The sequence below is a fragment of the Peribacillus sp. SIMBA_075 genome (genome assembly GCF_046534585.1).
In genome coordinates, this window is the sequence record NZ_JAWRYN010000006.1 from 1 (window position 1) to 23,640 (window position 23,640).

The following is a 23,640-nucleotide window of genomic DNA, read 5'->3' on the forward strand; positions in this document are numbered from 1 at the left end:
TCGCGAGATCAGGAAAAACCACGTTAAAAAATATAGGTGACGAACTAGGTAAAAAAGAAATACCTAAACGAATAAGTGTGGAACAAGTATCCCTCGCAGGGGGACCAACAACTCTAAGAGTTGGAAATATGAAAATCGAAACATAATTCCTAGGAGAAGCCCATACTTCCAAAGTATAATTTATTATTTGGAGATATGATTTTCGCGCTGGAAAAAAAGAATTCCGGGATCATTGATGAAGCTAACATGGAAGCGTGGCCAAATACGATGAAGAATTTAATGAATGTATATAAGGATGCGAAAATCGTTATTCCAGGTCATAAAACTTGGGGAGATTTCAGTTTGCTCCCACATACATGGGAGATTGTACAGAACCATGTAAAATGAATCCCCTTCTAAACTTTTAGCAACTTGTCCACACCTTCGATAAGTCCATGCATATACAATAGTAAGGAGGGTGTTGGGATGGAAATATATTGTTGTTATGTAGAAAAATGTTTTGAGAATAATGACCCCAGTAAAGTATGGGTGCCCGGAAAGCGTTGTAAATGTAAAAAATGCAAGAAAAAGCACCATTAAACTGTAAGGCAGTTGTTCTACAGGGGCAGTCCTAGTGGCTGCCCTTTTTTAATTGAGTACGCAGTTCATGGTAAAGTTGTCAGTGGAGACACACGGTAGTTAAAAAACTGATGAGAGTCATAAGCAGATGAAAAAACACCCAACCGTAAGGGCCGAGTGTTTTAGAGCTAATCTTTCTCTAGGATTTTCCTGCTTTGCTGAATGATTTCATTATTTTTATTTATGGCCTCAACATTGTTAAACTTAACATGGTCATTGATTAATTCATTGTCTTCCATATATTCTAGTAACAATTCGACTGATTTATCCAGCAATCTTTCCAGTGGGATATCCCTTTCTTCTGCTAAACGAGTGAGCCGCATGTTTAAATTAGAAGCGAGTGAAGAAACGAACGGATCTCTACCTTCGTTCATTTGTTTGCATTCCCCTTTCAGCTTTAATAGCTCCATTTAATGATGGAGAGGATTGGAAGGCAAAAATATGGACATTAATAAAATAATTGAAAGCTGGTTATATCGATTGGCGAAGTATGTTGATAGCTGGGTGATTTTTGTGTCCGATTCCTTCTTATCCTGTCTTTAATGTATAATAATACTATATTTTACTTAAAGGAGGAATTATTTATGAGCCAAGCCGGCAGTTTAATCGGGCTATTTGCAATCATACCGATTTTATTTTATCTGGGACTTCTTTTTTTAAGCATTTACTTTGTAATTAAGGTGATAAAATTCATCAATGCCAAGACAAAAGCAGATCAGGAAAGAAATGAAAAGCTTGATGAATTGATAAGAGTTATAGGTAACGGTAAAGAAGATCAAAATAGGCCTTTATAATAGGCAAAAAGCGCAATCCATTGGGATGCGCTTCTTTTATTTCACTGGATTTTTTGGAACGTCAAGGTGGTGTACAAGCATTTCCTAATAAGCACCATAACATATTAGGAGGTGATTTAATTGACTGTTAAATTAGAAACTTTATTGGATCGTTCGGAAAAGAATATGGGCAGCGGAATTCATCCAGTCGTTAAAGAGTCAGCATTGGAAATGGTCAAACAGGCATACCAAGAAGGCATTTATGTGCAAATCAGCGCAGGTTATCGGTCTATGGAAGAGCAAGCAAAGCTATATGGTCAAGGTCGCCTAGGTTATATCTATGATGGAAAAAACTATAGTGATTTATCGAAACCGAGAGTGACGAATGCGACGCCAGGTCAATCTTACCATAACTATGGACTAGCCATTGATTATTTCATAGTCAGCGATGATGGAAAGAATGCCATTTGGACAATTGATGCCAAATGGAAACGGGTAGCGGACATTGGTAAATCCTTGGGCTTTACTTGGGGCGGGGATTGGTCAAGCTTTAAAGATTATCCGCACTTGGATATGACGGGTGGACTAACTTATTCTCAGTTAAAAGCGGGAACAAGGCCTAAACTGATATCAAAAGTGAATGGAACCACTCCACCAGCAACACAAGTCGAATCGGATGTCATTGTAAAAAATACGCCTACAAAGGATACTGGCACTCAGACTATCAAGTCCATTCAAAGGACATTAAATAGCCGGTATAATGCAAAAATAGATGTGGATGGTTATTATGGACCTAATACTAAAAAAGCGCTGATAAAGGGTTTTCAAACCGAATTGAATAAACAATATGGTGCAAAGATTAATGTGGATGGAATATGGGGACCCCAAACAAAAGCGGCTACACCTAATGTTAGGAAAGGGGCGAAAGGGAATATCACCTATATCCTTCAAGCTGCACTTTATTTAGAAGGACATAATCCACATGGTATAGATGGTATCTTTGGAAACGGAACGGAGATAGCGGTGAAGGCATTTCAAAGGGCCAAGGGAATATCAGCTGACGGTATTGCCGGTGAAAATACCTTTGCGAAATTATTTGGATGATTAGCTTAGTAAAAAGCCTTAAAATATGAGGGCTTTTTTTGTTTGAATGAAAAATGATTTTTATAGAAGAAGTTTTTTTAAAAAGTAAATATATCCCAATCGTTTAAGAATCGAAGTATAAGAAAATTAGTCCTTTTACAAATTTGAATTGTAATATTTATCGAGTATATATGCTCATTTTCATTCACTTAAAATTGATTGAAATATAATAGTCCTGTTAATTTTCCATCATATTTAGACAATAAAGTTAAAGGAGGAAATAACTTTATTGGAGGAAAAAAATGATGAAAATGTGGAAAAAGCCTTTTTTACCTATCGCCTCTATTAGTCTAACTGCTGTGATGATTGTAAATGCCATTCCAGAAACTCCAGTTCAATCACAAGTGCATATGAAAAATCATGTGCTTCCGCTTGGAACGCCTAATTTGCAAGAGAAAAGAACTTCTATGAATCCAGCACCAGGAGTGATGTATACCAAAATCATTCGTGGTGAAACATCTTCTAAAGACTTTTACACAGTGGATGTGACATTTGTAGAAACACAGAAACAGGCAAAGAAATTGTTGGGAAATTTAAAGAGAGATGGTTTCAGAAATGCTCGTATCATTCGGGAACCGGATCGGGCCATGGATGATCTGGAAAAAGGACCACTTGGATACATTGTTCGCATCGGCCAATATCAGCTGGAAGCGGATGCAACGGAAATGAGAAAACAATTATCGGCTAAGGGATATACAGGTCTAAGGAATGTGTATACGGGTGAGGACGGAGAGAAAACAACAGGACCATGGGTAGTAAACGTCCTAGAAGTGGATCAGGAACGATTTCAAGGGCATGTGGTGCCAGAATTAGCAAATGATGCAGTGACAGGGAAAGAAACATTGACCCATATGGCTGACAGAAATGTTGCCATTGCAGGAGTTAATGCCGGATACTTTGTTGTAGGAGAGAATGATGGTACACCAGGCGATCTTGCCGGTATATTCGCAAGCAATGGTCAACTTGTCAGTGAAGCGATTAATGGCCGTTCAGCTCTGATTTTATCTTCTGATGATGATAAGGCAAAAATTGCATCTGTTTCCACGTCAATTCAGGCTACTTCATCTGATGGAGCGGTTAGGGAAGTGGATGGATTAAATCGGAAGCCAGGATTAATCCGCAATTGTGGCGGTGTTGGAGGAGATATGACAACAGAACGGCCGAAACATGATTTTACTTGTAAGGATGAAAGTGAATTTATCCAATATACTTCCATATTTGGAGAAAAGACAGAATCGGGCGACGGTGTGGAAGTGGTAGTAAATCATGCCGGAGAAGTGGTGGAAATTCATAACCAGCGTAGGGGAGACATTCCAAGCAGTGGTTCTATTCTTACAGGAACGGGGGAAGCAGCAGAGTGGCTTCATGACCATGCTCAACAAGGGATGAAGATTCAGGTGAAGAGTGAAATCATCGGGGATGGAAAGCTATTAAAATTAGACCAAACCACAAGCATGATTAACGGAGGTCCTCGATTGTTGGAAAATGGAGAAATTTCCATTAATTCCGTAGAGGAAGGCTTTCACTGGGAAGAAGATCCTGGGTTTTATTATCGTTTTGGGGAACGTCGTAACCCTAGAACACTTGCTGGAATCAAGGAAAATGGCAATCTATTATTTGTCACGATCGATGGACGCGCACCCGGATGGAGTGTAGGGGCTAATTTTGAAGAAAGTGCAAAAGTCATGAAGTCATTAGGTGCCGTCGATGCTATCAATCTTGATGGCGGCGGATCGACTACCATGACAGTTGGGGATGATCGAGTCACAAGACCATCTGATGCAGCAGGTGAACGCCCGATTGCCGACGGAATATTGTTAGTAGAATAATAGATGGACGTAAAGGAGATAAATCAATTTAAAGTGTTCAAAAATCGTTGTCAGTTTCACTTTTATTGGTCTAATTAGTAGGAAACACGTTAGTAGTATTAATATTTCTTAGGCAGAAGATGAAATTATTAGATACCATGGAAGAAGAAAATGAGACTCCTAATAGTGAAAACGATACGATCAAGATGCTGGTGTGATTTTTAGTGTTTCAAAAGTGAATTAAGGGATACAGCTTACGGATAATCCCATAGAAATCGACTATGACGTACAGGATGTGTATTTTAACTTAATGTTTAGTCATAAACGAAAAGACAGTTAGCAAAGATAAGCTCACTGTCTTTTTGTTTTATATTTTAAGTGTATTTAAATTTAAGGAAACCCTTATTAACATGTTTTAGAGCATAAATTTGATCACACAACGATCACGAACGTTTAAATGGCACAGTTCTTATGATTACAATAATGATCACAAGTCCCAAAAAATCCTAATTAACTAACCTATCCGCTCCACAATCTCCATAAATTTATCCGGCCTATGAAATTCAATCGGCGAAACACCTTTATCGACGGAATCGTATCGGCTTCAATCATTAATAATACTTCTCGTTAATCTTGCCTAAATGGATACTATCGCCGAAATCGACTAGAAGTCCTTTGACAGATGTACTGCCAAGTTTCATTCGCAGCTCGGCTTCATATGTATTGTTCGACAATCTGGGCAGTGGCTTCGACGACTTGGATTTCAAAGTGTTCCTGGATTTTCCTTCTGTCGCTCGTTTCCTTTTGAATAAGTTGCTAGAGTTTTTCTTGAATAATCAGATAATAAATCGCCTTTTTTTGTGTGTATCATGACAAAAGAATGAACCAAGCTGTCTGAATTTGCATTAAATATATTAACAATGAAAAGAGGTGAATTATATGTCTGGTTCTGGTTCTAGATCTGTTGATGTAGTTACGATCCTTTGGGAAAGAGCTACGTTAATACCTTTAGCTCAGCGTACAATTGTACAAGCTACAGTGATTGGAAGTGCTGCACCTTGTGCTAACACTTTGGCTCCTGGTGATCCCTACAGAGCTGCTTTACGTTGTTTACTTGGAAATAGATTTGTACGAGTATTGAACCTTGACTTCGGGCGAACCGGAGTTGCCGTGTTCATCCGTTTCTAGGATATTAATTGGGGGACAAAGTATTTTTCATTTAAAATACTTTGTCTTTTTTGTAAATACACAAAAACCACCAGTCATTAAGATTGGTGGTTTTATCAATTTTACTAATACAGAATGAGAAGGAAGCGGAACATTATCTTAGTGAATTTCTAGCTGGTGTTGATCCGAATAAATTACCTTTTGTCATTTTATTCAAGACTTGTCGATTCAAATGAAATTGAATGTAGCGTAATACATATCAAAACTTATATTAGCTTTAATAAGGTTTGTTGACTTTTTTAATAGAATCTATTATATCAGTAGCCAGGATAGGACGTACGGGTGCACGGGACTTGATCTCGTGAACTAAACTGTCCACCCACTACTTGTAGAAACATGTTTGAGGCTAGTTGGACGTAGATCTCGTATAATGAGCGAAGCTATGACACTGCATGGAGAACTGGGGGTACTGGTTAGTAAGTAAAGGAGGGAAAAAAACAATGAATCCAGTTGTTGGTCTGGATGTGGCAAAAAGGAGAGAGTCAAGTTCAGGCATTTTTAGATCAATCTAAACCGTGGGAAGAACTTTTCAATGAAGGACATCAAAGAGGAATTAGATCATTTTTTGACTTTTTAAAAGAAAGTGACAGGGTAGATGCCTATGGTCATTTTAGAATCTACAGGGCATTACCATGCTATTCTATTCTATATATCTTACTAAATCCGATTATTTCATATCAGGCAAAGAAGTCCAGTTTACGGAAGGTAAAAACTGACGCTATCGATGCGTACCAGTTGTGTGTGCTGTATTACAAAGGTGAACCTCATAAAATTAGAGGAATTCAGCTATTAGACCTTCGGAATTTGTCCAGACAACAGGAAATCATAACGAATATGTATGTGGAAGCTAAACTTCAGTTTCACATAATGGCTATTATTGGATATGGACGTGTTTCAACTAAAGATCAGGACTTGGCTTTACAGGAGGGGAAGTTAAAAGAGTATGGTTGCGAGAAGATATTCATGGAAAAACAAAGTGGTGCTAAATCTGACAGGAAAGAACTTGCTAAGGCGTTGGGCTATTTAAGGGAAGGTGACAAGCTGGTTGTTTACAAGTTGGATAGATTAGCACGTTCCACTTTTGACCTGCAAAAGATTGCTAAGGAACTAGAAGAAGGGGGAATAGCTTTAGTCTTCATCAAAGAACAGATTGATTTTAGTACACCATCAGGAAAGCTAATGTTTACTATGCTGGGGGCTATTGCTGAGTTTGAACGTGATCTAATTAAAGATAGAACGGCAGAAGGAAGGGAACGTGCTAAGGCACAGGGGGGGAAACATATAGGTAGGAAAGGGAAGGACGAGAAGGACGTTAAGAAGGCTTTATAGCTGTATGATGAAAGAGAATCTAACGGTTTAAGCGTTAATGATATAGCCAAAATGACAGGTGTCCCACGTTCCACTATTTATGCTTAAGTGAAAGAAATGACTAGCAATAGCTAATCGTCTTTTTTCTTGTGGCATTGTTGTAGTTTTAAAATAAAGTCGTACCTTATAAAAAAAGATGTACCGATTTAAATAAAGTTAAATCGTTTATAAAAATGATAAACCGAAATCCATACTTTATTTTGGTTTTCTTTTTCTTATTCCGCATTTACATTTTTAAATTTATAATTTTTTTAATGCACACTTGACACCTTCGCTACATAGTATTACAGTATACCAGTACTCATTATTACTGAATACCTGTATAACTTATTAGCTTAGGAGGTGTATGCTATGGAAAATTTAACAGAAATGCTCAAAGGTGTGTTGGAAGGTTGTGTGCTGGAAATTATCAGCCGGGGAGATACTTACGGCTACGAGATTACCCGTCGTCTCAATGAAATGGGCTTTACAGAGGTTGTTGAGGGTACGGTCTACACCATTTTGGTGCGACTGGAAAAGAAAGAATTAGTGAATTTCGAGAAAAAGCGTTCTGAAATGGGTCCTCCTCGCAAATTTTATTCATTAAATAATGCAGGACACGAGGAACTCGAACAATTTTGGGGAAAATGGAATTTTGTTTCATCAAAAATTAATACCCTAAAGGGGGAGAAATAATATGAAGAAATTTATCGAGCTAATCATTGGCGATTTAGAAAGCAAGAAGGAATACAAAGCATTTATGAAAAAAGTAAATTCCCTACCGAAAGATTACGCATTTGTGTTCAAAAAGATTCAAAAGTACATGTGGAATTTCGGATATGGATTTGGTGAAGAAATCATCAATTTGTATGAACTGTTTGAAGCTAGTGCAGCAGAAGGCAAGCATGTGCTAGATGTTACCGGTGAAGACGTGGCGGCATTTGCCGATGAATTGATGGCTCTCTCAAAACTAGATGGAGAATCGGCGAGTATATTAGGAGGGCAAGTAGATTTGAAAAAAGAAATTGAGAGTAGAGTTGAAGAGCAAGTAAAAATTTGGACGAATAAAAAATAAGGTAGGAGGTTAAATATCATGGTAAATTTCATCAAAAAGATACTTGACGACAAAAAAGAATACAAAGAAATGATGGCGCGTGTGGAAGCTTTGCCAGGCAACTACCCAGAAGCCTATAAAAAAATCTGCAACTATATGTGGGGTTTCGCCTCTGGAAGCGGCATGGATATGCTGAGAATCCAGTATGATCTCATTGATTTGTTTGAAGATGGTGCGGCAGATGGCAAAGACGTATTGGAAGTGACAGGTGAAGACGTGACTGCATTCGCCAATGGACTTATCGACCAAGCGAAAAGATGGGATGATAAGTTACGCAATAATTTGAACAAAAGCATTCTGAATCGTGTGGGTAAGAAAAAATAAGCGTTGAACAACCCAACTGAATAGCTTTTTTGAAAACAAGATAATGTGGCAACGGAATACGCTCCTTTTGTTAAGACAGAGGGGCTTTTTTCTGATAACCTTCCTGATACCTTCGAATGTGCCGGCTAGATAAAGATTTAAAAAGGGAACCCTCCACAACTTTTTCCAAGTCTACATGGATTTCCACTGAATAAGAGAGCTCACGTTAAAAGACTTAAGAATGAAAAAAAGAAATAGATAAAGTCTTGTCGTGGTCATCTAGTTTACCCTCTGCATGCAGAGTACCGATAAAAAGGGAAGCAAACAAAACATAGCCCCCAAATACACCATCCATGTAGTATTTGGGGACTACTTGACGTTTATCTTTATAGCGAATTTACTTAAAATAAGGAACCTTTTTCAAAGCCACACAAACTGGAACGGCAACGATAATTCCTAATATATTTTGAACGAGATCTCCAGGTATCGAAGCTAAAGGTGCAATCCAATTACCGTATAGAATCCCTTCACCAATATAATAAACAGCTATCATAAATGGAATGGAAACGATTGTTGCTATTACATTGAAAGCAATGCTAGTACCGTTGCGACCCTTTGACCAAGCGATTTTACCAACTATATATCCTTGCAAACCACGCGCCACAATGGTGATAGGTGCCCACAATGTCCACCCTCCAACTATATCAAATAACCCCATTCCTATCGCACCAGCAAGAGCTGCTTTTTTAGGACCAAATAAAATAGATGCAATAAAAAGCATAGCTGTTCCTAGATGAACTAACCCTCCATTTGCGGCAATTGGCAGTTTAATATTCAAAAAGAAAGTAGATAGGAACACAAGTGCAATCAACATTGCGGTAATAATTAAATCCATAGTTTTTTGACTTGACCTTGAATAACTTTGTGTATTTTGCATATCTGTAAACCTTCCTAACTAGAATTTTCCTATGATTTTAGCAAAAGACTGGTGTCTATAAAAGTGTCAATTTATTAAAAAACTATGAGGTCAGTTGATAAAAAATACAGATATTATACGTATTGAAAAGAGAGATGGGATGACTGTTTTTAGCTGATTTATGATAAGATAAATAAAGTTTAAAGTGGATAGGCCATATGGAGGTTATTATGAAAAAAGTTGCTGTACTACAGGATTTATCATCTTTTGGAAAATGTTCATTAACAGCTGCAATTCCGGTTCTTTCGGTCATGGGCGTGCAGGCATGCCCTTTACCAACGGCCATATTGACTGCGCAAACCGGATATCCAAGTTTTTTTTGTGAAGATTTTACATCCAAAATGAAATACTTCATAGAAGAATGGAGCAAGCTTAATGTAACCTTTGATGGAATCTATACCGGCTTCGTTACTGGTGAAGAACAAATTAATAATATTTTCCATTTTTTAGATAAATTTTATACAAAAGAAACCATTTTACTTGTTGATCCAGTAATGGGGGATATAGGAGAAGTCTATAAACTTTTTACCGATGAATTACTGGTACTTATGAGAGAACTGGTGAAGCGTGCAGATGTCATTACACCAAATGTTACAGAGTGCTGTTTATTAACCGGATTGTCTTATGAAAAGCTGCATAGCTATTCTAACGAAGAGGACTATATTAAAGCGATAGAAGAAGCAGGGAATATGTTGCAGCAAGAAACGGGAGCTCAGGTTATCATCACTGGAATGAATCCACCGTCAGCAGATTCAGAGAAGCAGTTTATCGGAAATATGTATTTGGACGGAAGTAGAACCTTTTATAGTGCGACGCAGTATAACGGTGAAAGCTATTCAGGTACTGGTGATTTATTTGCATCTGTGATTATGGGAAGCATGATGCGTGGAGAGAACCTAGAAAAATCCGTACAGCTCGCAGTGGCATTCCTGACAGAGGCTATCAATGATTCCTCCTTGGAGCAAATTTCTAAAGTAGAAGGAGTTAACTTCGAAAAATATTTACGAATGTTATTATGAATGCTTTAAAAAATGGAAAAAATAGAGTAACAAAAGCTCGGCTTTTTGACTAACCGAGCTTTTTGTATAAATCAAATAGTACTTATATTTTGCCGAATATTGTAAAAAATCACTTAAATAATAAGGAAACTTTCTATTTACCTCACAACAGCCAGTATTTATGTTCGTTAAAGTTTGAAAATATTTAACTTCCATAGACCTTTACAAAGATTAAGAAAAATTACTTGAAGAAAAAACAATATTATCTACAATCGAGGAATTAGAAGCTCTATTTCCTGATAAGGATAGATCAGAAATTATAAAGAAAATGCGTCAATTAGGTTGCTTAGAATTAAAAAACGCAAAAATTCCATGGAGTGTAAAAACAAATAAAGAAGATAGACCGCCTTGTAAAATTACTTATGCTAATGAGCCTAATATGGAATTAATGGCTAAAGCATTCACTCACCTATATTATGAACTATTAAAAGGGTAAACTTAACGATAAACCTTGGCTTGAAGAGGAATGAAAAAAGCTAAGGAATATACCTCAGCTCAGTTAAGGGGAATTAATAAAGAAAGAAAAGCTAGTGATAATAATATTTTTTACAATAAATTTCCTGTTTATACAAAAGACCACCAGTAATTGCTATTGGTGGTTTTCTTCAGTTTGAACTAATTCAATTTCAAATAAATCTTCTATAGATATACCTAATGCTCTGGATATTAAAACTGTATGAGTATCCTTATGACTTTCTAATTTATCAAACCTTGAAATGTTTCCTTGAGGGATTCCTGTAAGTTCACTCAATTTAACTTGTGTCATTCCTCTTTCCTTCAATACTTTACCTAATCTTGGAGTGACCTTTACTGTAGTTTTCATTCTCATACAACCCCTTTTATTTACTTATATAATTATACTATATCCTATATCGTCTAGAATATAAAAAGATAATTTGAAAAAATTGTAATTTATTGTTGATATAATATATACTATATAGTATAGTTGACTTATCAGCAAGACGGACAACGAAAAAATCCAAACAAAAAACAGCCGAAAGGCAAAAGGGGATAAATAATATGACAACTCAAACAATTGAGGTTAAAAAGGTATTCGTAACTGACAACCAAGAGCAATGGATTGTATTTGAAGAAGAAATGCAAGCATATTCCAATACAAACTTGCTACTATTGACGACCTTCACGATTATGTAGCTGGAACTGGCGAAGTGTTTACATACAACGTAGAAACATCAGAGGGTGTGGTTCAATGGCATGAAGAACACTTTTCTTATGATTCTCCAGTTGACTACATCTGTGAATACAGGGTGATCAACTAATGAATAACAGATATCTTCCTTCCATTACTCTCGCCAATGATGTCCTCCAAGAAATTATCACAGCCACTGAGTTAGAGATTACCGAGTTAAAGAAGCAACTTGATAAATACGATAGGAAAGGTAATAAAGAAGCTGCAAAAGTCACGGTGGAAGTGTTATTCGCTACATTGAGGAAGCTAACATCTTATGAGAAAATGCAAAAGAATCTTCCTAAACGTGGCAGGCAAGGGGAAATTTATAACTTTGGAATACCAGAACGTGAAGTTGTATGAAAACAAGTTCTATAAGAAAAGAGCCTAAGTAGCAGTATTTACTTAGGCTCATGATAAGCATGCATTTCTAAAAAATATATTTAACTTCTTAATTGAAAATAGGACTTAGAAAAAATAAACAAACTGGAGAAACTACTTAACAAAAGTTAGTAGTTAGATTTAAGAGTATTAATAGTATTTTAAGGTCTAAAATTGATCACATACTGCTCACATTTTTGCTCACAAAACTCGGACTATTTATCAACTTTTATTTATGATTTTTTCGATTAGTATTTGCAAATCATCCGGCCTATGAAACTCAATCGGCGAAACGCCTTTATCGAATTCTATTGTATTGGATTCTATCATCAATACATATTTCCCGTTAATCTTTCCTAAATGGATGCTGTCGCCAAAATCGGCTAGAAGTCCTTTGATAGATGTACTGCCAAGCTTCATGCGCAGTTCGGCTTCAGGTGTATGTTCGACAATCTGGGCTGTGGCTTCGACGACTTGGTGGGTCTCAAGGCGTTCCTGAATTTCCCGCTTATCGCTAGTTTCCCAGATTTCCAGGTCCTGTTCGAATTTGTGCAATTCGTCACTGTTTTCTTCGAATTGAGCGGATACATGTTCATGGACCATATGGATGACCTGGTTTTTCATGATTTCCGGCATCGATTCGCCATATTCAACGAATTTCAGGAAATCCTCGAAGTAACGGGCATGTGAGGCCTGATGGATTTTCAGCTCGGCTTCTTCGACCATACCTTCTTCGGGCATGTAGGGAAGAGTAGGCTACATACCTTGATATTATTGAGTTTTGGTTATGGATGGTCACGAAATTGGTCACAGATTGAGCACTTTATCAATTTCAACTGCAACACTCTTCTGCATGTTAGAAGTCACATGACTGTATATGTCCAAAGTCGTTCCGATCTCAGCATGTCCGAGACGTTCGCTAATTAGCTTAACATTCACATTTTGCTGAATAAGTAATGTTGCATGAGAGTGTCTTGTAGCTGAATGGAATTTTGTTTTAGGTAAACCAACTTTTTCGGTCAAATTATAAAACTCTTTTCTAAAATTACGTGGGATAATCGGTTTTCCATTTTGAGTACAAATTACTAAATCATTATCGTGATATTTCTCACCTAGTAATTGCTTTTCTTCACGAATTAATTTTCGCTGTGCTGTCAATACTGGAATTAGGTTCTGCGGAATGCTGATAGAACGAATGCTGGATTTATTCTTTGCACCTGTTTTTATTTCAGCTTTTTGAGTCAACGTTTGACGGATATAGATAACGCCATTATCAAGATCAAGATCTTTAAATCTCAAGCCAAGAATCTCACCTTCCCTGCATCCGCAAAAAAAGCCAATAAGAAATCCAGGAAAACACCTTGTTAATCGTTTAGTCTGCTTTGATGCTGCTATAAAATGATTAATTTGTTCACCCGTCCAAACATTAATCTCTTTCCGCTTTATCTTAGGGAGTGTAATTCCAATAGTAGGATTATCCCTTACTAATTTTATTGTAGTTGCCTTCTTCATTGCTGAACTTAAAATACGAAAGATTAGATGGATAGTGTACTCAGAATAATTACCTTCCTGAACCAATTCATTTATAAAGTTTTGTACTAACAAAGGACTTAATTTTTGGACTTTTAAGTGACCAAGTCGAGGTTTTATGACCGTTCTAAAGTAAATACGATGAGTCTCATAAGTACTTGATTGTAATTGGATTTTGCGCTCAATAAACCACTCATCCATAAAACGTTCTAAACTTAAGTTATTCAAGTCGGTAAACTCATCCTGTATAACTTCTGATTTTAATAATGTCATTGCATCTAATGCTTCTTGTTTAGTAAGAAAGCCTCTTCTTTTAATTTGTCTACGTTTTCCAGACAAGGGGTCATTACCCGCGTCAAATACCAAATCCCACTTCTTTGTATTTAAATTCTTTTTTACGCTTCCTTTCATAGCTTAAGAGCCTCCTATGACTCTCAAACCCGTTATCTACTCTTGTCTAATATTTTAACACGGTACTAATTTATGGTCATTCATCATGTTACTTAATTCTTAATTAAATTTTGAATTAATAAGTAAATTATAAGGGTATAAAGACTCATTACAAATTAACCTCAAATCGGTAATATTGTTAACTGTAACTAAAACAACAGGAGGAAAGACATGAGCGATTCAGTAGGTTTTTGGAAAAGACTTTTAGCACTAATACTTGATGGCATTATTATTACTTTACCCTTATCTTTAATTTTCGGTTGGATAACTGGGGATTGGGAAGAAGATAATATTTCAACATTTATCGATTTACTTTACACGCTGATAGTACCGATATTATGGTATGGCTATACAGTGGGTAAAAGGATTATGGGAATACGCATTGTAAGGATCGACGGCAAAAAGTTAGGTATTGGTACAATGCTATTAAGAAATTTAATTGCAGGTTTAGTTTATGTTGTTACATTAGGGATAGGATTCATTGTTAGTATGTTCATGGTCGGTTTAAGAAACGATCATAGAGCCATACATGATTTTATAGCTGGTACATACGTGACATCAAATAAACCATGATTAATTGATAAGCAGTTTAATAGCTGCTTTTTTTATTGCAAAAAAGTGAAAATTCAACCGAATATTATTATTCTTTTAAAAGCCTATTCACTGGCTTTTTTATTTTAGAAAAATCCATAAAAAACTTGTCACTGAAAAGTGGCACGTAATTCAAGTTTCTAGAACTCTATAGCAGCAGGTGTTTGTGCCCTTATTATAGAAAGGTGGATTCTAAATGAACATTATTCAAATGCGTATATGCAAAGCTGAAAAGCAATATAAGGAATATCATAAAGGCTGAATTAAATATGTGAGTTTAAAAGAGATATTAATAAAATTAAATAAAACATATTGATTTATTATCTACCCCGTTATATACTAAATTTACCAAAGGGGTTTATTATCTACCCTGTTAAGAAAGGAGGATATAAATTGCACACCATAGATTATTTCTGTAGATTAGCAAAGATCACAAATAAGGATTTAGCAAACTTAATGGGTTGTATCCCGCAGCAATTGAATTCATGGAAGACTGGGAGAAAGCCAATACCAAATCACCATAAAGAAAAACTGTGTGAAATTTTCAATGTGCCCTTTGAAAATAATGACATATTTGATAACAGAGAAATTTCCGAGTTAGACAGGGTTAAGATTGGAATCATTATTGAAAATAATAAACTGATTTTTAATGAGGATTTGAGTGAGTCACTTCGAAATGATATAGAAAGAAACAAAAAATTGCTGGAAGCTCAAGTCGAAATATTAGAACATGTACACGAATTAAAACAAGCATTGAAAAACAATACACTAATGAAAGTGTTATTTTCAGAGAAAGATTTTTATAGTCAACTAGACAAAGTGAAGGCTTTAGTTAATGAAATAAAGAATAACGAGTAATATTATATAAAATGAATTTAAGGGAGGTGGTTTTGATGTAATTTTCAAATTACGAAACTAAAATTCAAGGTGATGGAACTATGAACCAAGTATCAAACATCAGTACATACAAGCGAGAAAAGAATTACAGGACATATTACATACATGAAAAACGTTAAATTAACTAATTATTCAGTTAAACAATTATACAGGAGGATGCGTATGGAAGAAACTACCCAAAGGAAAACGCTATATGTGCATGTGCCTACTAACATTGTGAGGAATGAGGAAATCTTTTTGAACAATGAAGAGTTCGCAATGTATACGCGACTTTGTTTTTTGCACTTTAGAAACCCAGAGGATAATGGGAATATCCTGAAATTAGATCATCGTACTTTAATGAACTTTTTGAAAATCACCGACACAAGAACTTTTAAGAAGAGGATTAATCACTTACATAGTTTGGATTTAATTAAAAACAGAATCGATAAAGTCCCCACTAAAGGGAAAATAAATATCGTATTTAATGATTCAATCGCAGAAGGTAGAGCATTTACAAAATTATCAGCTTCAATTTTTACATACTTTAATAACGATCAGATTGATACCTATGCCTTTAGACAAATTTTCTATTATAAGAGTCGTATCAATAAAAACCTAGACGGAAACGGACATGATTATTGTTTTTCTGGTTTCGAATCAATTACTAAGAGGTTTCGTATATCGAAAACAAAAGTGGAAGAGGCGAATAGGCAATTGAAGAAAGCAAAGTTACTTAAAATAGTCAAACATAAACTGGAACCAACACATGAATACTTAGACGATGAGCTGCAATATGACCGCTATAATAATCATTATTTTGTGGCTGATATTCTCCACTAAAACAAGGGTTTTCTCTAAGTACTCTACATGCAGAGGTAGCGATTAAGAATGCAGAAGTAGAAATTTAGAATGCAGAGGTGCGGTACTCCTAGTGCAACATTGGCAGTACTGTAAGTAGTATACAATTTAATATTAATATACATACAAGATAAAACAATATACAGTATTTCAATTTCGAAAAAATATATTTCGAAATGTGGGATTAAATTTATTCATATCATAAGTTTCAAATTTAATTTTTACATAATCGGTTAGTTGGAAATGAAATTAAACAATTATACAAAAGGAGAATGATTAAATGGGAAAAGGTTTAGAAAATCAGGTGTTCATTTATTCTTTAGGGACATATTCATTTTTTAATGATGATGAGTATAAAATTTTTAGGCGAATCCAGAATCTGAAAGGATATAAGAAAAAGTTAGCCAAGATGAAATCCGATTTGGCTCAGGATGTAAGTTTGACTAAGAAACAAATTAAAGTGGAAAAAAAGAAAATAAACGCAGAAATTAAAAAAGTTAATAATGGATCTGATGCAGAAAAGGAAAAGGGTATCAATGAACTTAAGAAAGATTTGTACAAATTAATCGATAATCACACTGGTATTCGTACTCTAAGAAAGGAAGAGATGAAGGAGAACCAAGTCATCTCAGTGTTTGACTCCGTATTAAGCAGGACACTCGAAATGGAAATTGATGAATTATCAGAGGATATAATGGTCATCCAGTCTTATCATGAAAAAGTGTTAGAAGGATTGATTAAAGATGGTTTTGTGAATCCTGATGGTGAGCACTATATTTACATGAGCTCAAGTGCAGGCCAAATTAGACAGAAAAAAGGCGTTTGGATCAAGAAGGCATTATGGGATGAACATAAGGATTCATTAACTTGTGGATTAAGTATTGATGAAATAAACAACAGTGAGAAAAAAGGATGCAACGTTAACAAATATCTCAGTTATAAAGCATTAATATTTTCAGCGTCAGAGGAATGGAATTACCCTAATCAAAATGTAGATGGTTTTGATATAGATAAATGCATTGTAGTAGATGATCTCGAATTAGAAGTTTTTTCTGAAGTCGATTATATAGACAGGGATACTTATAAAATTAAGCGTCAAAAAATGAATGTTCCAATTACAGCTACAGATGGAGTTGGGATGATGTTACCAAGTGTATCAGAAAAAAACTTTATGTGTCGTTTGCCGTGGATTAAAGGATTGCTCGCAGTCTATGATTTTACTAAACATGGAAATACAAAGGTAACGGATATTGATAATAAAGTTTGGGATGTTGTAGATGACGGCATATCGATTATTTTCACTAGGTCACAATGGAAGATGAGCGCTTATTTTGATTCATGGGAGGATTATAAGAAGCGATTTAAAGAGTATAACTGTAAAGCAGCCAAGTTGAATGAAGAAGAGGCTGATTTCAATGATGGAAAAATCAATTATCAAATGTTAGAAAGTTTAACAGATGTTTCGGACGATGAGTTAAAGGAGATAGCTTCTTCATCTATCCAAGATATAAAGGTGCTTGGGGAAGATAAATTGACAATGTTAAAGGTCTTAGGTGCAACAGAAGCGAATGAACGCAAGAGAAGCTTTCAGAAGTCATTACTGAAGTATCCACAGATGCTCAATGACGCATATTCCAAAGAAGCGATAATGACTAAAAAGCGATCTTTGGTTAATGAAGCTAAAACAGGAAAATTGAATGTGGAAGGGTCATATACGTTTGTTATTCCTGATTTATATAGCTTCTGTGAGTTCCTATTCAATGGAGAAGCTAAGCCTTTACTTGTAGAAAATGAAGTCCATTGCAGTCTCCAACCTGAAGGAAAGGTCGGGATACTCAGGAGCCCACATTTGTCACGTGAGTGGGGACTCAAGGATAACGTTATGGTTAGTTCGGATAAATTAATAATCAATGAATATTTTAAAACGGATGCCATTTATGTCTCAAACAATAGTCCTCTTAGTAAATTGATCCAAAATGATTGGGATGGAGATAAAGTTTTAGTTTTGAGTGGAAAAAAAGACGAAACACTTTTACGTGTAGCTGAGCGCAATATAAAAAATGATAAAATTGTTCCATTGTATTACGAAATGGAAAAAGCAAAGGCACAAGAAATTAATAATCAGAACATCTACGATAGTTTAATCATTTCGTTTGAAGCCAATATAGGTGAAATCTCAAACAACATTTGTAAGGCATGGAATTCTGATAATCCTGATTTAAACATCATTAAAATCATGTGTATGGAAAATAACTTTGAAATTGATTTTTGTAAAACTTTATTTCGTCCCATTAGACCGCCTTATATTGATGAAAAAATTAAGGAATACATAAAACTCAAATTGCCACACTTTTTTCTTTATGACAAAAGGAAGAATAAAAAGAGTAGAAAAACTAAGTTGAAAGTTGAAGCTGCTAATGAGAGCACTGTAAATAGGTTGGAACGAATCATACCTAAGAATAATATTCATTTTAAAGAAGTGGAAGGAGGTACTTTCGACTACAGGTTTCTTATGAACCGCAAACAGATTAAAGTGACTGAAGAAATGGATATCATTAAAAGGTACAAGGAATTAGATAAGAATAAGAATAAAATGATTAAAGCTAATGATGGTGAGTTTAAGAAGAAAGGGAAAATGTACGTTTATAAATACATAAAGTTAGAACTTTTAAAAATCAATCCGAATCCTACTTACATAACAGATGTTTTAATTGAATATCTATATGGTGTCAAAAACAGTGCATATAAAGATACACTATGGCTGAGTTTTGGGGAAATTATTGAACGTAACTTGGATCGTAATTTAAAGGAGCCTGCTAAATGTGAACATTGCGGAAGTGAATTTAGAAAGCTTAGAAGAACTCAGGTTACATGTAGTGAGAAATGCCAAAAGGTGAGAGAGAGGGAGAATGCAAGATTGAGGAAGAAAAAACAAAGAGAGAAAAATAAAAAGATAGCTTGACCGTGACATAAATATCCAAATGAGCTAGAAGCCTTGGTACATAAGGGTTTCTAGCCTTCTTTGTATTTGTAGATAATGGTCTATTAGGGAGAGAAAAAGAAAGCTAATATACACAACTAAGGGCAAGAATTCTCTTCTCTTTTTTTTAAGAATCTAAAAAAAGTTAAACGATTCCGTAATTATTTAACCTTAAGTTCATAATACACTTTAGAATCATCAATTGCAAGTGATTTCTATAAAAAAAACTTTATGCCTTCCAATGGGTCTCATCCACCCGAATTAGTAGTGCTGAGTGGACTAGGGTTCAAATCTAGTCCTCTTTTTATTTTACTAATTCATGTGAGATCGATTGGAGTGTATAACGTGAATATGCACTACTAATTAAATAAAGGATGATGTAACGATGACAGAAATAGTAAAAGTAAAGGTAAGCGAGACAATCAAGGAGATTCCGGGTTTCAGTAGATATTTAGCTGATATTTCGAATGGTCTTATTTACAGTAAGAAAAAGGACAGGTGGTTAAATCCCCAACCGAACGATGTAGGATATGTTTATACAACGCTAACAAATGATTTTGGAGAATCTATAGTTGTATCAGTACATAGTGTAATTATGTCTGCAGCAATTGAGTCTGAACCGAGTTTTTGGTTGAGTAAGAATCTTGAGATTGACCATCGCGACCGTAATAAAGCAAATAACAGGTTTTCGAACTTACATCTTTGCACAAAAAAAATGAATCACGAGAACGTTGATCATATGGCTAAAGGTAAATCTAAAAACCTTACATCAGATGAAGTTCTATTTATTAAAGAAGCTTTTAAAATGTGGGATGGTCGTAAGATTGAATTTTATAAGCTAATGCAAGCTGAGTTTGAATTGAAGTGTTGGCAAACTATCCAATACAATATTTTAGGATATAACAACAAGGGGGTTAAATAAGAAAATTCCAGTATTTAATACATAGAATATATTATATAGAAAACCACGATAGAATACATAATTAATGCATGGTAGCTAGGGGTAAGTCTCCTATAAAAAGGGAGATATCAACTCCCTTTCTCCATGTTAGCATCTAATTTCAACAAGAATTGAATTATCACATTAATTGCTTCATCACAAAATTCATTATTCAACTCGATTTCATAAATCTCTTTTCCTTTACGCTTACCAAAAATAGTATTGTTAATTCCTTTTGTGTTTTCAATTGAGTTGAAGAGGGGTGTTCCCTTATCGGCAATCATTCGTCCATCGTGTGCAAAATGATTTCTAATTTGATTGTAATCTTTAATTTTAATCCATTCGTTTGAATTATCAGGAAAACGTACACCAGCTACTTTCTTTAAGTATATTTGTGCTTTTATTATTCCAGAATGTTTTAGGTCACCCAATTTTATAGAGTCTGATTTTTTTCTTTCAATATTTTGACAGAGCTTTATGAGTTCTTGTTCGAAAATGGAGTACACATGTAAGAATAAGGATCTCCTAAGAATGGTCGGAAATGAGTTTGTATAGTTAAAATAATCTTCTTCGTACCTATTTTCGAAATACTCAGATCCTTCTTCTTCAGTAAGATTCAATGCTGTAATTTCCTTATCTAATGAGGTTTCTATATGTCTAATTTGGGTTTGTAAAAAATCCTCAATACGCTCAGAATAAATTAGTAAATCGTCAAATTTGGAAATTGACGTAAGGTGAAAGAAACTGACCCATTTCATTTATTATAAAACCCCTTTTTTATTAATATTTTATCATAATGATAGCTCAAGTAAGGAAAGATTTACTTTTTAATGTCTAACTAATAAGGGAAGTCTAAATGTGATCATAGCGAATTTTGTATATAATTTCAAAGGGTTTTTAGATGTGCTTGTTCAGGAAAGATTGAAGAGGTTAATAATTAATACACAGAAGAAATATTAAGTGAATACATAAGCAGGGAAATACCTCCATATGCCGAAAGTATTTAGGTAGAAGGGTTGTGATTGAATGAATGATAATTTTAATGACTTTCTAAAAAATCAAAAAGAGAAAAGAGAAAATGATGCAAATAGAGCAGAAATAAGAAAAGAGCAGCACATTGAACAAATTAATTTAATGTATAACTTGGTAACAGAATGGCTTAAAGAAAGTATAGATAAAGGAAACGTCTCTATCCAATATGATTTTAAATTTGTCAAAGAACCTTTTACATTTAATGAATTAATAATAGAATTTGAAGGAAAACGAGTGACGTTATCACCTAGACCTAAATATTACGAAAATGAATCATTAACCTTTATAGATATTCTGGGGGAAAATGTTCAAAGAGAAGAAATTTCTTTCTCGTATCAAAATGAGAAATGGGTACACGAAAGACAAGGTGAATTTGGTAATTGGGACGAAGTAAATGAGGAATATTTTCATAACATACTAAAAAAATATTTTAATATCTAAGCATCCTTCCGAGGGTGCTTTTCATTTATCGAAATTATTTTCTACATAATTCTTTCGCAGAATATATTCCGTTTTTTGTTTCAGAGAGTAGAAATTAATGGTTATAGTTCCCATTTAGAAGGGGGAAACTTGAAATATACACTACTCATGAAAGGACATAAATAAATTGGTGAGAAAAAAGGAAGAGAAAATTGATTATGTAAAAATGCTGCGTGAAGAATGGAAAAATAAGTACAACGATGAAAAACTGAAAGGAAAGAACGATGAACAGTTAAAAGCAATTATGGAAGAGTTAGAAGACGGGCTTGCAGAGGCAAGAAAAAAACAGAAAGAATATGATTCGATCAATGAAAATTGGGTAAAGTTAGCTGACAACGTACTCCTCATATTTAAGTTCACAGATGAGAATCAGATTGAAGAAGCTATTTTAGAACAAAAAAGAAAGCTTGGTTTCCTGATGGATGATGAGGAAGAGATCATGAGAGAAAAGATGACTCCTTATCAACTAAAGGATTTAGAGGAAACAAGGGAAAAAATAAAAAATGGGGTAGAGTACAAATGTACCTACGAAAAAAGTGGTGGAGTGACAAGTTCAATTGGTACACCAAATTTGGAGGTATTAGGTAAGTTTATTTCTAAGTTTTCTAAAGAACGGGGGCTTAGTACATTGCGTTCTGAAACACAAATAGGTTTATTTTTCGATAGCTGGAAAAAAAGTTAGTAAGCAAGTCCTTTGGGATTTGCTTTTTTATTTTGAGAAATATTTAATATAACTTTTCTTTTTCTTTATAAATCTTTTACTTTGGTTAATACTCAACTAAAGGGGGGAGGATTTATAGTGAGAAATGAAGTTGAAAATAACTCAGAAAGTCGCATTAAGAGGAAGTTAGGTGAGGTTTTTGATGTGAGTGCGGAAGGTGCTGTTTCTGTAGTGGGTGAATTTTTGGGGGATACTCTATTAGGGACATTCCTTCCAGGAGTAAGTTCGGCTGTATTTTCTATTAAACAAAGAAAAGTTGAAAGAAACATAATGTGTATGATTGAAGAAATAAAAAAAATTGATGATTACTTTAATAAAAAACTTGAACAAATGGATAAAAATCAAAGGGATCAATTTCAGAAATACACTGACTTAGTTACTGAGTATGTTGCGGAAGAACAGCAAGTGGACAAGATTAAATATTTAGTAAATGGATTATTAGGTATTGCTGAACATGAAGAAATAAATGAGGATTTTGTCCTTTTTTATTATGACACCTTAAATAATTTAAGATTAGTGGATATATCAGTTTTGAATTTTTATTACTTAACATATACAAGTTTTGGACAGTCAGGTAAAACTTATCAAGATATACTCGATGAAAATAATATTGATTTAGATCAATATAATGCAATACGTGAGAAGTTGGTTCGAGTTGGTCTATTTAGTACTCAAAGAGATAAAGAGATTGATGATTTATATAAGAATGTATTAACAATTCAAGACCATTTGACTTTAATTGATAAAGGCAAAGGGAAAAAACTTGCTCGATTTAAGAAAATATCTAAGAATGATAAGTACTCGATCACGAAATTCGGAAGGGAATTTATAGAGTTTTTTATTAATGATACTGAAAAGAATTAGATTGAGACTGAGAACTGGCATCCATTCATTGGGTGCTTTTTATTTTGCAAAGAAGGGATTGAGGTAAATGAAGCAATTCATCTATGACATGATCCATATGTCTGAAGGCGAAAAGTTTATTCATTATTGGTGGTTATGGCCGATTATACTTGCTGTAGTATTTGGCGTTGGTTGGATAAAGAACAAAGGAGAAAATGAATGATGAGTATGCAACTACTCAAGGCATGCAGTAGATGTGGTGAGGTAATAGCTCAATGTGTGATGAGTGCAGGGAGAAGAGTAAGGCAAGGCATAGAGATTATGACAAGACAGGTAGGAACAAGCAGTCAGCTAACGTGTACAACACTAAGGCATGGCGTGATGTAAGACATAGAGTGA

26 protein-coding genes and 2 pseudogenes are annotated in these 23,640 nt (G+C 34.8%); 21 read left to right on the forward strand and 7 right to left on the reverse strand.

All coding sequences use genetic code 11. The annotated features are described in order from the left end of the window. Positions 1-195: 195 nt before the first annotated feature. On the forward strand, positions 196-387 hold the full coding sequence (locus SB775_RS06770; protein ID WP_410860977.1) for an MBL fold metallo-hydrolase: 192 nt from the start codon (positions 196-198) through the stop codon (positions 385-387). 359 nt (positions 388-746) lie between these two features. Here the strand turns inward: SB775_RS06770 and SB775_RS06775 are convergent, their stop codons facing one another. Next, positions 747-992 carry a ribbon-helix-helix domain-containing protein gene (locus SB775_RS06775; RefSeq protein WP_061463079.1) on the reverse strand — a complete coding sequence of 82 codons (246 nt, stop codon included), beginning with the start codon at positions 990-992 and terminating at the stop codon, positions 747-749. Between the two features lie 210 nt (positions 993-1,202). Between SB775_RS06775 and SB775_RS06780 the strand changes: the two genes are divergently transcribed. The 3 genes from SB775_RS06780 to SB775_RS06790 all read left to right on the forward strand — a co-directional run bounded on the left by SB775_RS06780 (position 1,203) and on the right by SB775_RS06790 (position 4,363). Continuing rightward, the gene (locus tag SB775_RS06780) at positions 1,203-1,412 is read left to right on the forward strand and encodes a hypothetical protein (protein ID WP_089363856.1); all 210 of its coding nucleotides are present in this window, start codon (positions 1,203-1,205) and stop codon (positions 1,410-1,412) included. A gap of 120 nt (positions 1,413-1,532) precedes the next feature. Further along, the gene (locus SB775_RS06785) at positions 1,533-2,495 is read left to right on the forward strand and encodes a peptidoglycan-binding protein (RefSeq protein WP_089363855.1); all 963 of its coding nucleotides are present in this window, start codon (positions 1,533-1,535) and stop codon (positions 2,493-2,495) included. Positions 2,496-2,776: 281 nt separating this feature from the next. Beyond that, positions 2,777-4,363, forward strand: a complete 1,587-nt coding sequence (locus tag SB775_RS06790; protein WP_089363854.1) for a phosphodiester glycosidase family protein — start codon at positions 2,777-2,779, stop codon at positions 4,361-4,363. 590 nt (positions 4,364-4,953) lie between these two features. Here the strand turns inward: SB775_RS06790 and SB775_RS06795 are convergent. Further along, on the reverse strand, positions 4,954-5,109 hold the full coding sequence (locus tag SB775_RS06795) for a DUF3898 domain-containing protein (RefSeq protein ID WP_176431985.1): 156 nt from the start codon (positions 5,107-5,109) through the stop codon (positions 4,954-4,956). Between the two features lie 172 nt (positions 5,110-5,281). On the opposite strand from SB775_RS06795, the gene SB775_RS06800 reads away from it, so the two are divergent. The 5 genes and pseudogenes from SB775_RS06800 to SB775_RS06820 all read left to right on the forward strand — a co-directional run bounded on the left by SB775_RS06800 (position 5,282) and on the right by SB775_RS06820 (position 8,354). After that, positions 5,282-5,530: a hypothetical protein gene (locus SB775_RS06800; RefSeq protein ID WP_286140989.1), complete on the forward strand. Its 249-nt coding sequence runs from the start codon at positions 5,282-5,284 to the stop codon at positions 5,528-5,530. Between the two features lie 906 nt (positions 5,531-6,436). Beyond that, a pseudogene (locus SB775_RS06805) lies at positions 6,437-6,985 on the forward strand (recombinase family protein). 303 nt (positions 6,986-7,288) lie between these two features. After that, complete coding sequence (locus SB775_RS06810; protein WP_089363852.1) at positions 7,289-7,612, forward strand: PadR family transcriptional regulator; 324 nt, start codon at positions 7,289-7,291, stop codon at positions 7,610-7,612. Position 7,613: 1 nt separating this feature from the next. Further along, entirely contained in the window at positions 7,614-7,991 is a 378-nt protein-coding gene (locus SB775_RS06815) for a DUF1048 domain-containing protein (protein WP_057216467.1), read from the forward strand. 18 nt (positions 7,992-8,009) lie between these two features. Continuing rightward, positions 8,010-8,354 carry a DUF1048 domain-containing protein gene (locus SB775_RS06820; RefSeq protein WP_061463003.1) on the forward strand — a complete coding sequence of 115 codons (345 nt, stop codon included), beginning with the start codon at positions 8,010-8,012 and terminating at the stop codon, positions 8,352-8,354. 376 nt (positions 8,355-8,730) lie between these two features. Here the strand turns inward: SB775_RS06820 and SB775_RS06825 are convergent, their stop codons facing one another. Then, positions 8,731-9,270, reverse strand: a complete 540-nt coding sequence (locus tag SB775_RS06825) for an ECF transporter S component (protein WP_096340597.1) — start codon at positions 9,268-9,270, stop codon at positions 8,731-8,733. Positions 9,271-9,479: 209 nt separating this feature from the next. Between SB775_RS06825 and SB775_RS06830 the strand changes: the two genes are divergently transcribed. Next, positions 9,480-10,328 (forward strand): pyridoxamine kinase, encoded by an 849-nt coding sequence (locus SB775_RS06830; RefSeq protein ID WP_061463131.1) that lies wholly within the window; start codon positions 9,480-9,482, stop codon positions 10,326-10,328. A 628-nt stretch (positions 10,329-10,956) separates the two neighbouring features. Here the strand turns inward: SB775_RS06830 and SB775_RS06835 are convergent. After that, complete coding sequence (locus SB775_RS06835) at positions 10,957-11,190, reverse strand: helix-turn-helix domain-containing protein (RefSeq protein WP_410860979.1); 234 nt, start codon at positions 11,188-11,190, stop codon at positions 10,957-10,959. 197 nt (positions 11,191-11,387) lie between these two features. Between SB775_RS06835 and SB775_RS06840 the strand changes: the two genes are divergently transcribed. Together SB775_RS06840 and SB775_RS06845 are read left to right on the forward strand one after the other, a co-directional pair. Continuing rightward, positions 11,388-11,522, forward strand: a complete 135-nt coding sequence (locus SB775_RS06840) for a hypothetical protein (RefSeq protein WP_410860981.1) — start codon at positions 11,388-11,390, stop codon at positions 11,520-11,522. 124 nt (positions 11,523-11,646) lie between these two features. Beyond that, positions 11,647-11,919, forward strand: a complete 273-nt coding sequence (locus SB775_RS06845) for a hypothetical protein (protein WP_089362136.1) — start codon at positions 11,647-11,649, stop codon at positions 11,917-11,919. A 240-nt stretch (positions 11,920-12,159) separates the two neighbouring features. Here the strand turns inward: SB775_RS06845 and SB775_RS06850 are convergent. Then, positions 12,160-12,684 (reverse strand): annotated as a pseudogene (locus SB775_RS06850) (DUF3898 domain-containing protein); the annotation flags it as partial. A 60-nt stretch (positions 12,685-12,744) separates the two neighbouring features. Then, entirely contained in the window at positions 12,745-13,878 is a 1,134-nt protein-coding gene (locus SB775_RS06855) for a tyrosine-type recombinase/integrase (protein ID WP_410860982.1), read from the reverse strand. A 210-nt stretch (positions 13,879-14,088) separates the two neighbouring features. On the opposite strand from SB775_RS06855, the gene SB775_RS06860 reads away from it, so the two are divergent. The 5 genes from SB775_RS06860 (at position 14,089) to SB775_RS06880 (ending at position 20,147) form a co-directional block, all read left to right on the forward strand. After that, positions 14,089-14,490, forward strand: coding sequence for an RDD family protein (locus SB775_RS06860; protein WP_410860983.1), 402 nt, complete (start codon positions 14,089-14,091; stop codon positions 14,488-14,490). A gap of 411 nt (positions 14,491-14,901) precedes the next feature. After that, a complete protein-coding gene (locus tag SB775_RS06865; RefSeq protein WP_410860985.1) occupies positions 14,902-15,366 on the forward strand; it encodes a helix-turn-helix domain-containing protein in 465 nt (154 codons plus the stop codon). Between the two features lie 201 nt (positions 15,367-15,567). After that, positions 15,568-16,227, forward strand: a complete 660-nt coding sequence (locus SB775_RS06870) for a hypothetical protein (protein ID WP_410860987.1) — start codon at positions 15,568-15,570, stop codon at positions 16,225-16,227. Between the two features lie 298 nt (positions 16,228-16,525). After that, the gene (locus SB775_RS06875; RefSeq protein ID WP_410860988.1) at positions 16,526-19,207 is read left to right on the forward strand and encodes a C1 domain-containing protein; all 2,682 of its coding nucleotides are present in this window, start codon (positions 16,526-16,528) and stop codon (positions 19,205-19,207) included. A gap of 403 nt (positions 19,208-19,610) precedes the next feature. Further along, complete coding sequence (locus SB775_RS06880; protein ID WP_410860990.1) at positions 19,611-20,147, forward strand: HNH endonuclease; 537 nt, start codon at positions 19,611-19,613, stop codon at positions 20,145-20,147. 107 nt (positions 20,148-20,254) lie between these two features. On the opposite strand, the gene SB775_RS06885 is transcribed toward SB775_RS06880, so the two are convergent. Next, on the reverse strand, positions 20,255-20,923 hold the full coding sequence (locus tag SB775_RS06885) for a hypothetical protein (protein WP_410860991.1): 669 nt from the start codon (positions 20,921-20,923) through the stop codon (positions 20,255-20,257). A gap of 268 nt (positions 20,924-21,191) precedes the next feature. Here SB775_RS06885 and SB775_RS06890 point away from each other — a divergent pair, with 268 nt between their 5' ends. The 4 genes from SB775_RS06890 (at position 21,192) to SB775_RS06905 (ending at position 23,628) form a co-directional block, all read left to right on the forward strand. Continuing rightward, positions 21,192-21,638 carry a hypothetical protein gene (locus SB775_RS06890; RefSeq protein ID WP_410860992.1) on the forward strand — a complete coding sequence of 149 codons (447 nt, stop codon included), beginning with the start codon at positions 21,192-21,194 and terminating at the stop codon, positions 21,636-21,638. Positions 21,639-21,804: 166 nt separating this feature from the next. Continuing rightward, positions 21,805-22,359, forward strand: a complete 555-nt coding sequence (locus SB775_RS06895) for a hypothetical protein (protein WP_410860993.1) — start codon at positions 21,805-21,807, stop codon at positions 22,357-22,359. A 117-nt stretch (positions 22,360-22,476) separates the two neighbouring features. Then, positions 22,477-23,262 carry a hypothetical protein gene (locus tag SB775_RS06900; protein WP_410860995.1) on the forward strand — a complete coding sequence of 262 codons (786 nt, stop codon included), beginning with the start codon at positions 22,477-22,479 and terminating at the stop codon, positions 23,260-23,262. A 201-nt stretch (positions 23,263-23,463) separates the two neighbouring features. Then, positions 23,464-23,628: a hypothetical protein gene (locus tag SB775_RS06905; RefSeq protein WP_410861145.1), complete on the forward strand. Its 165-nt coding sequence runs from the start codon at positions 23,464-23,466 to the stop codon at positions 23,626-23,628. Positions 23,629-23,640 lie beyond the last annotated feature (12 nt).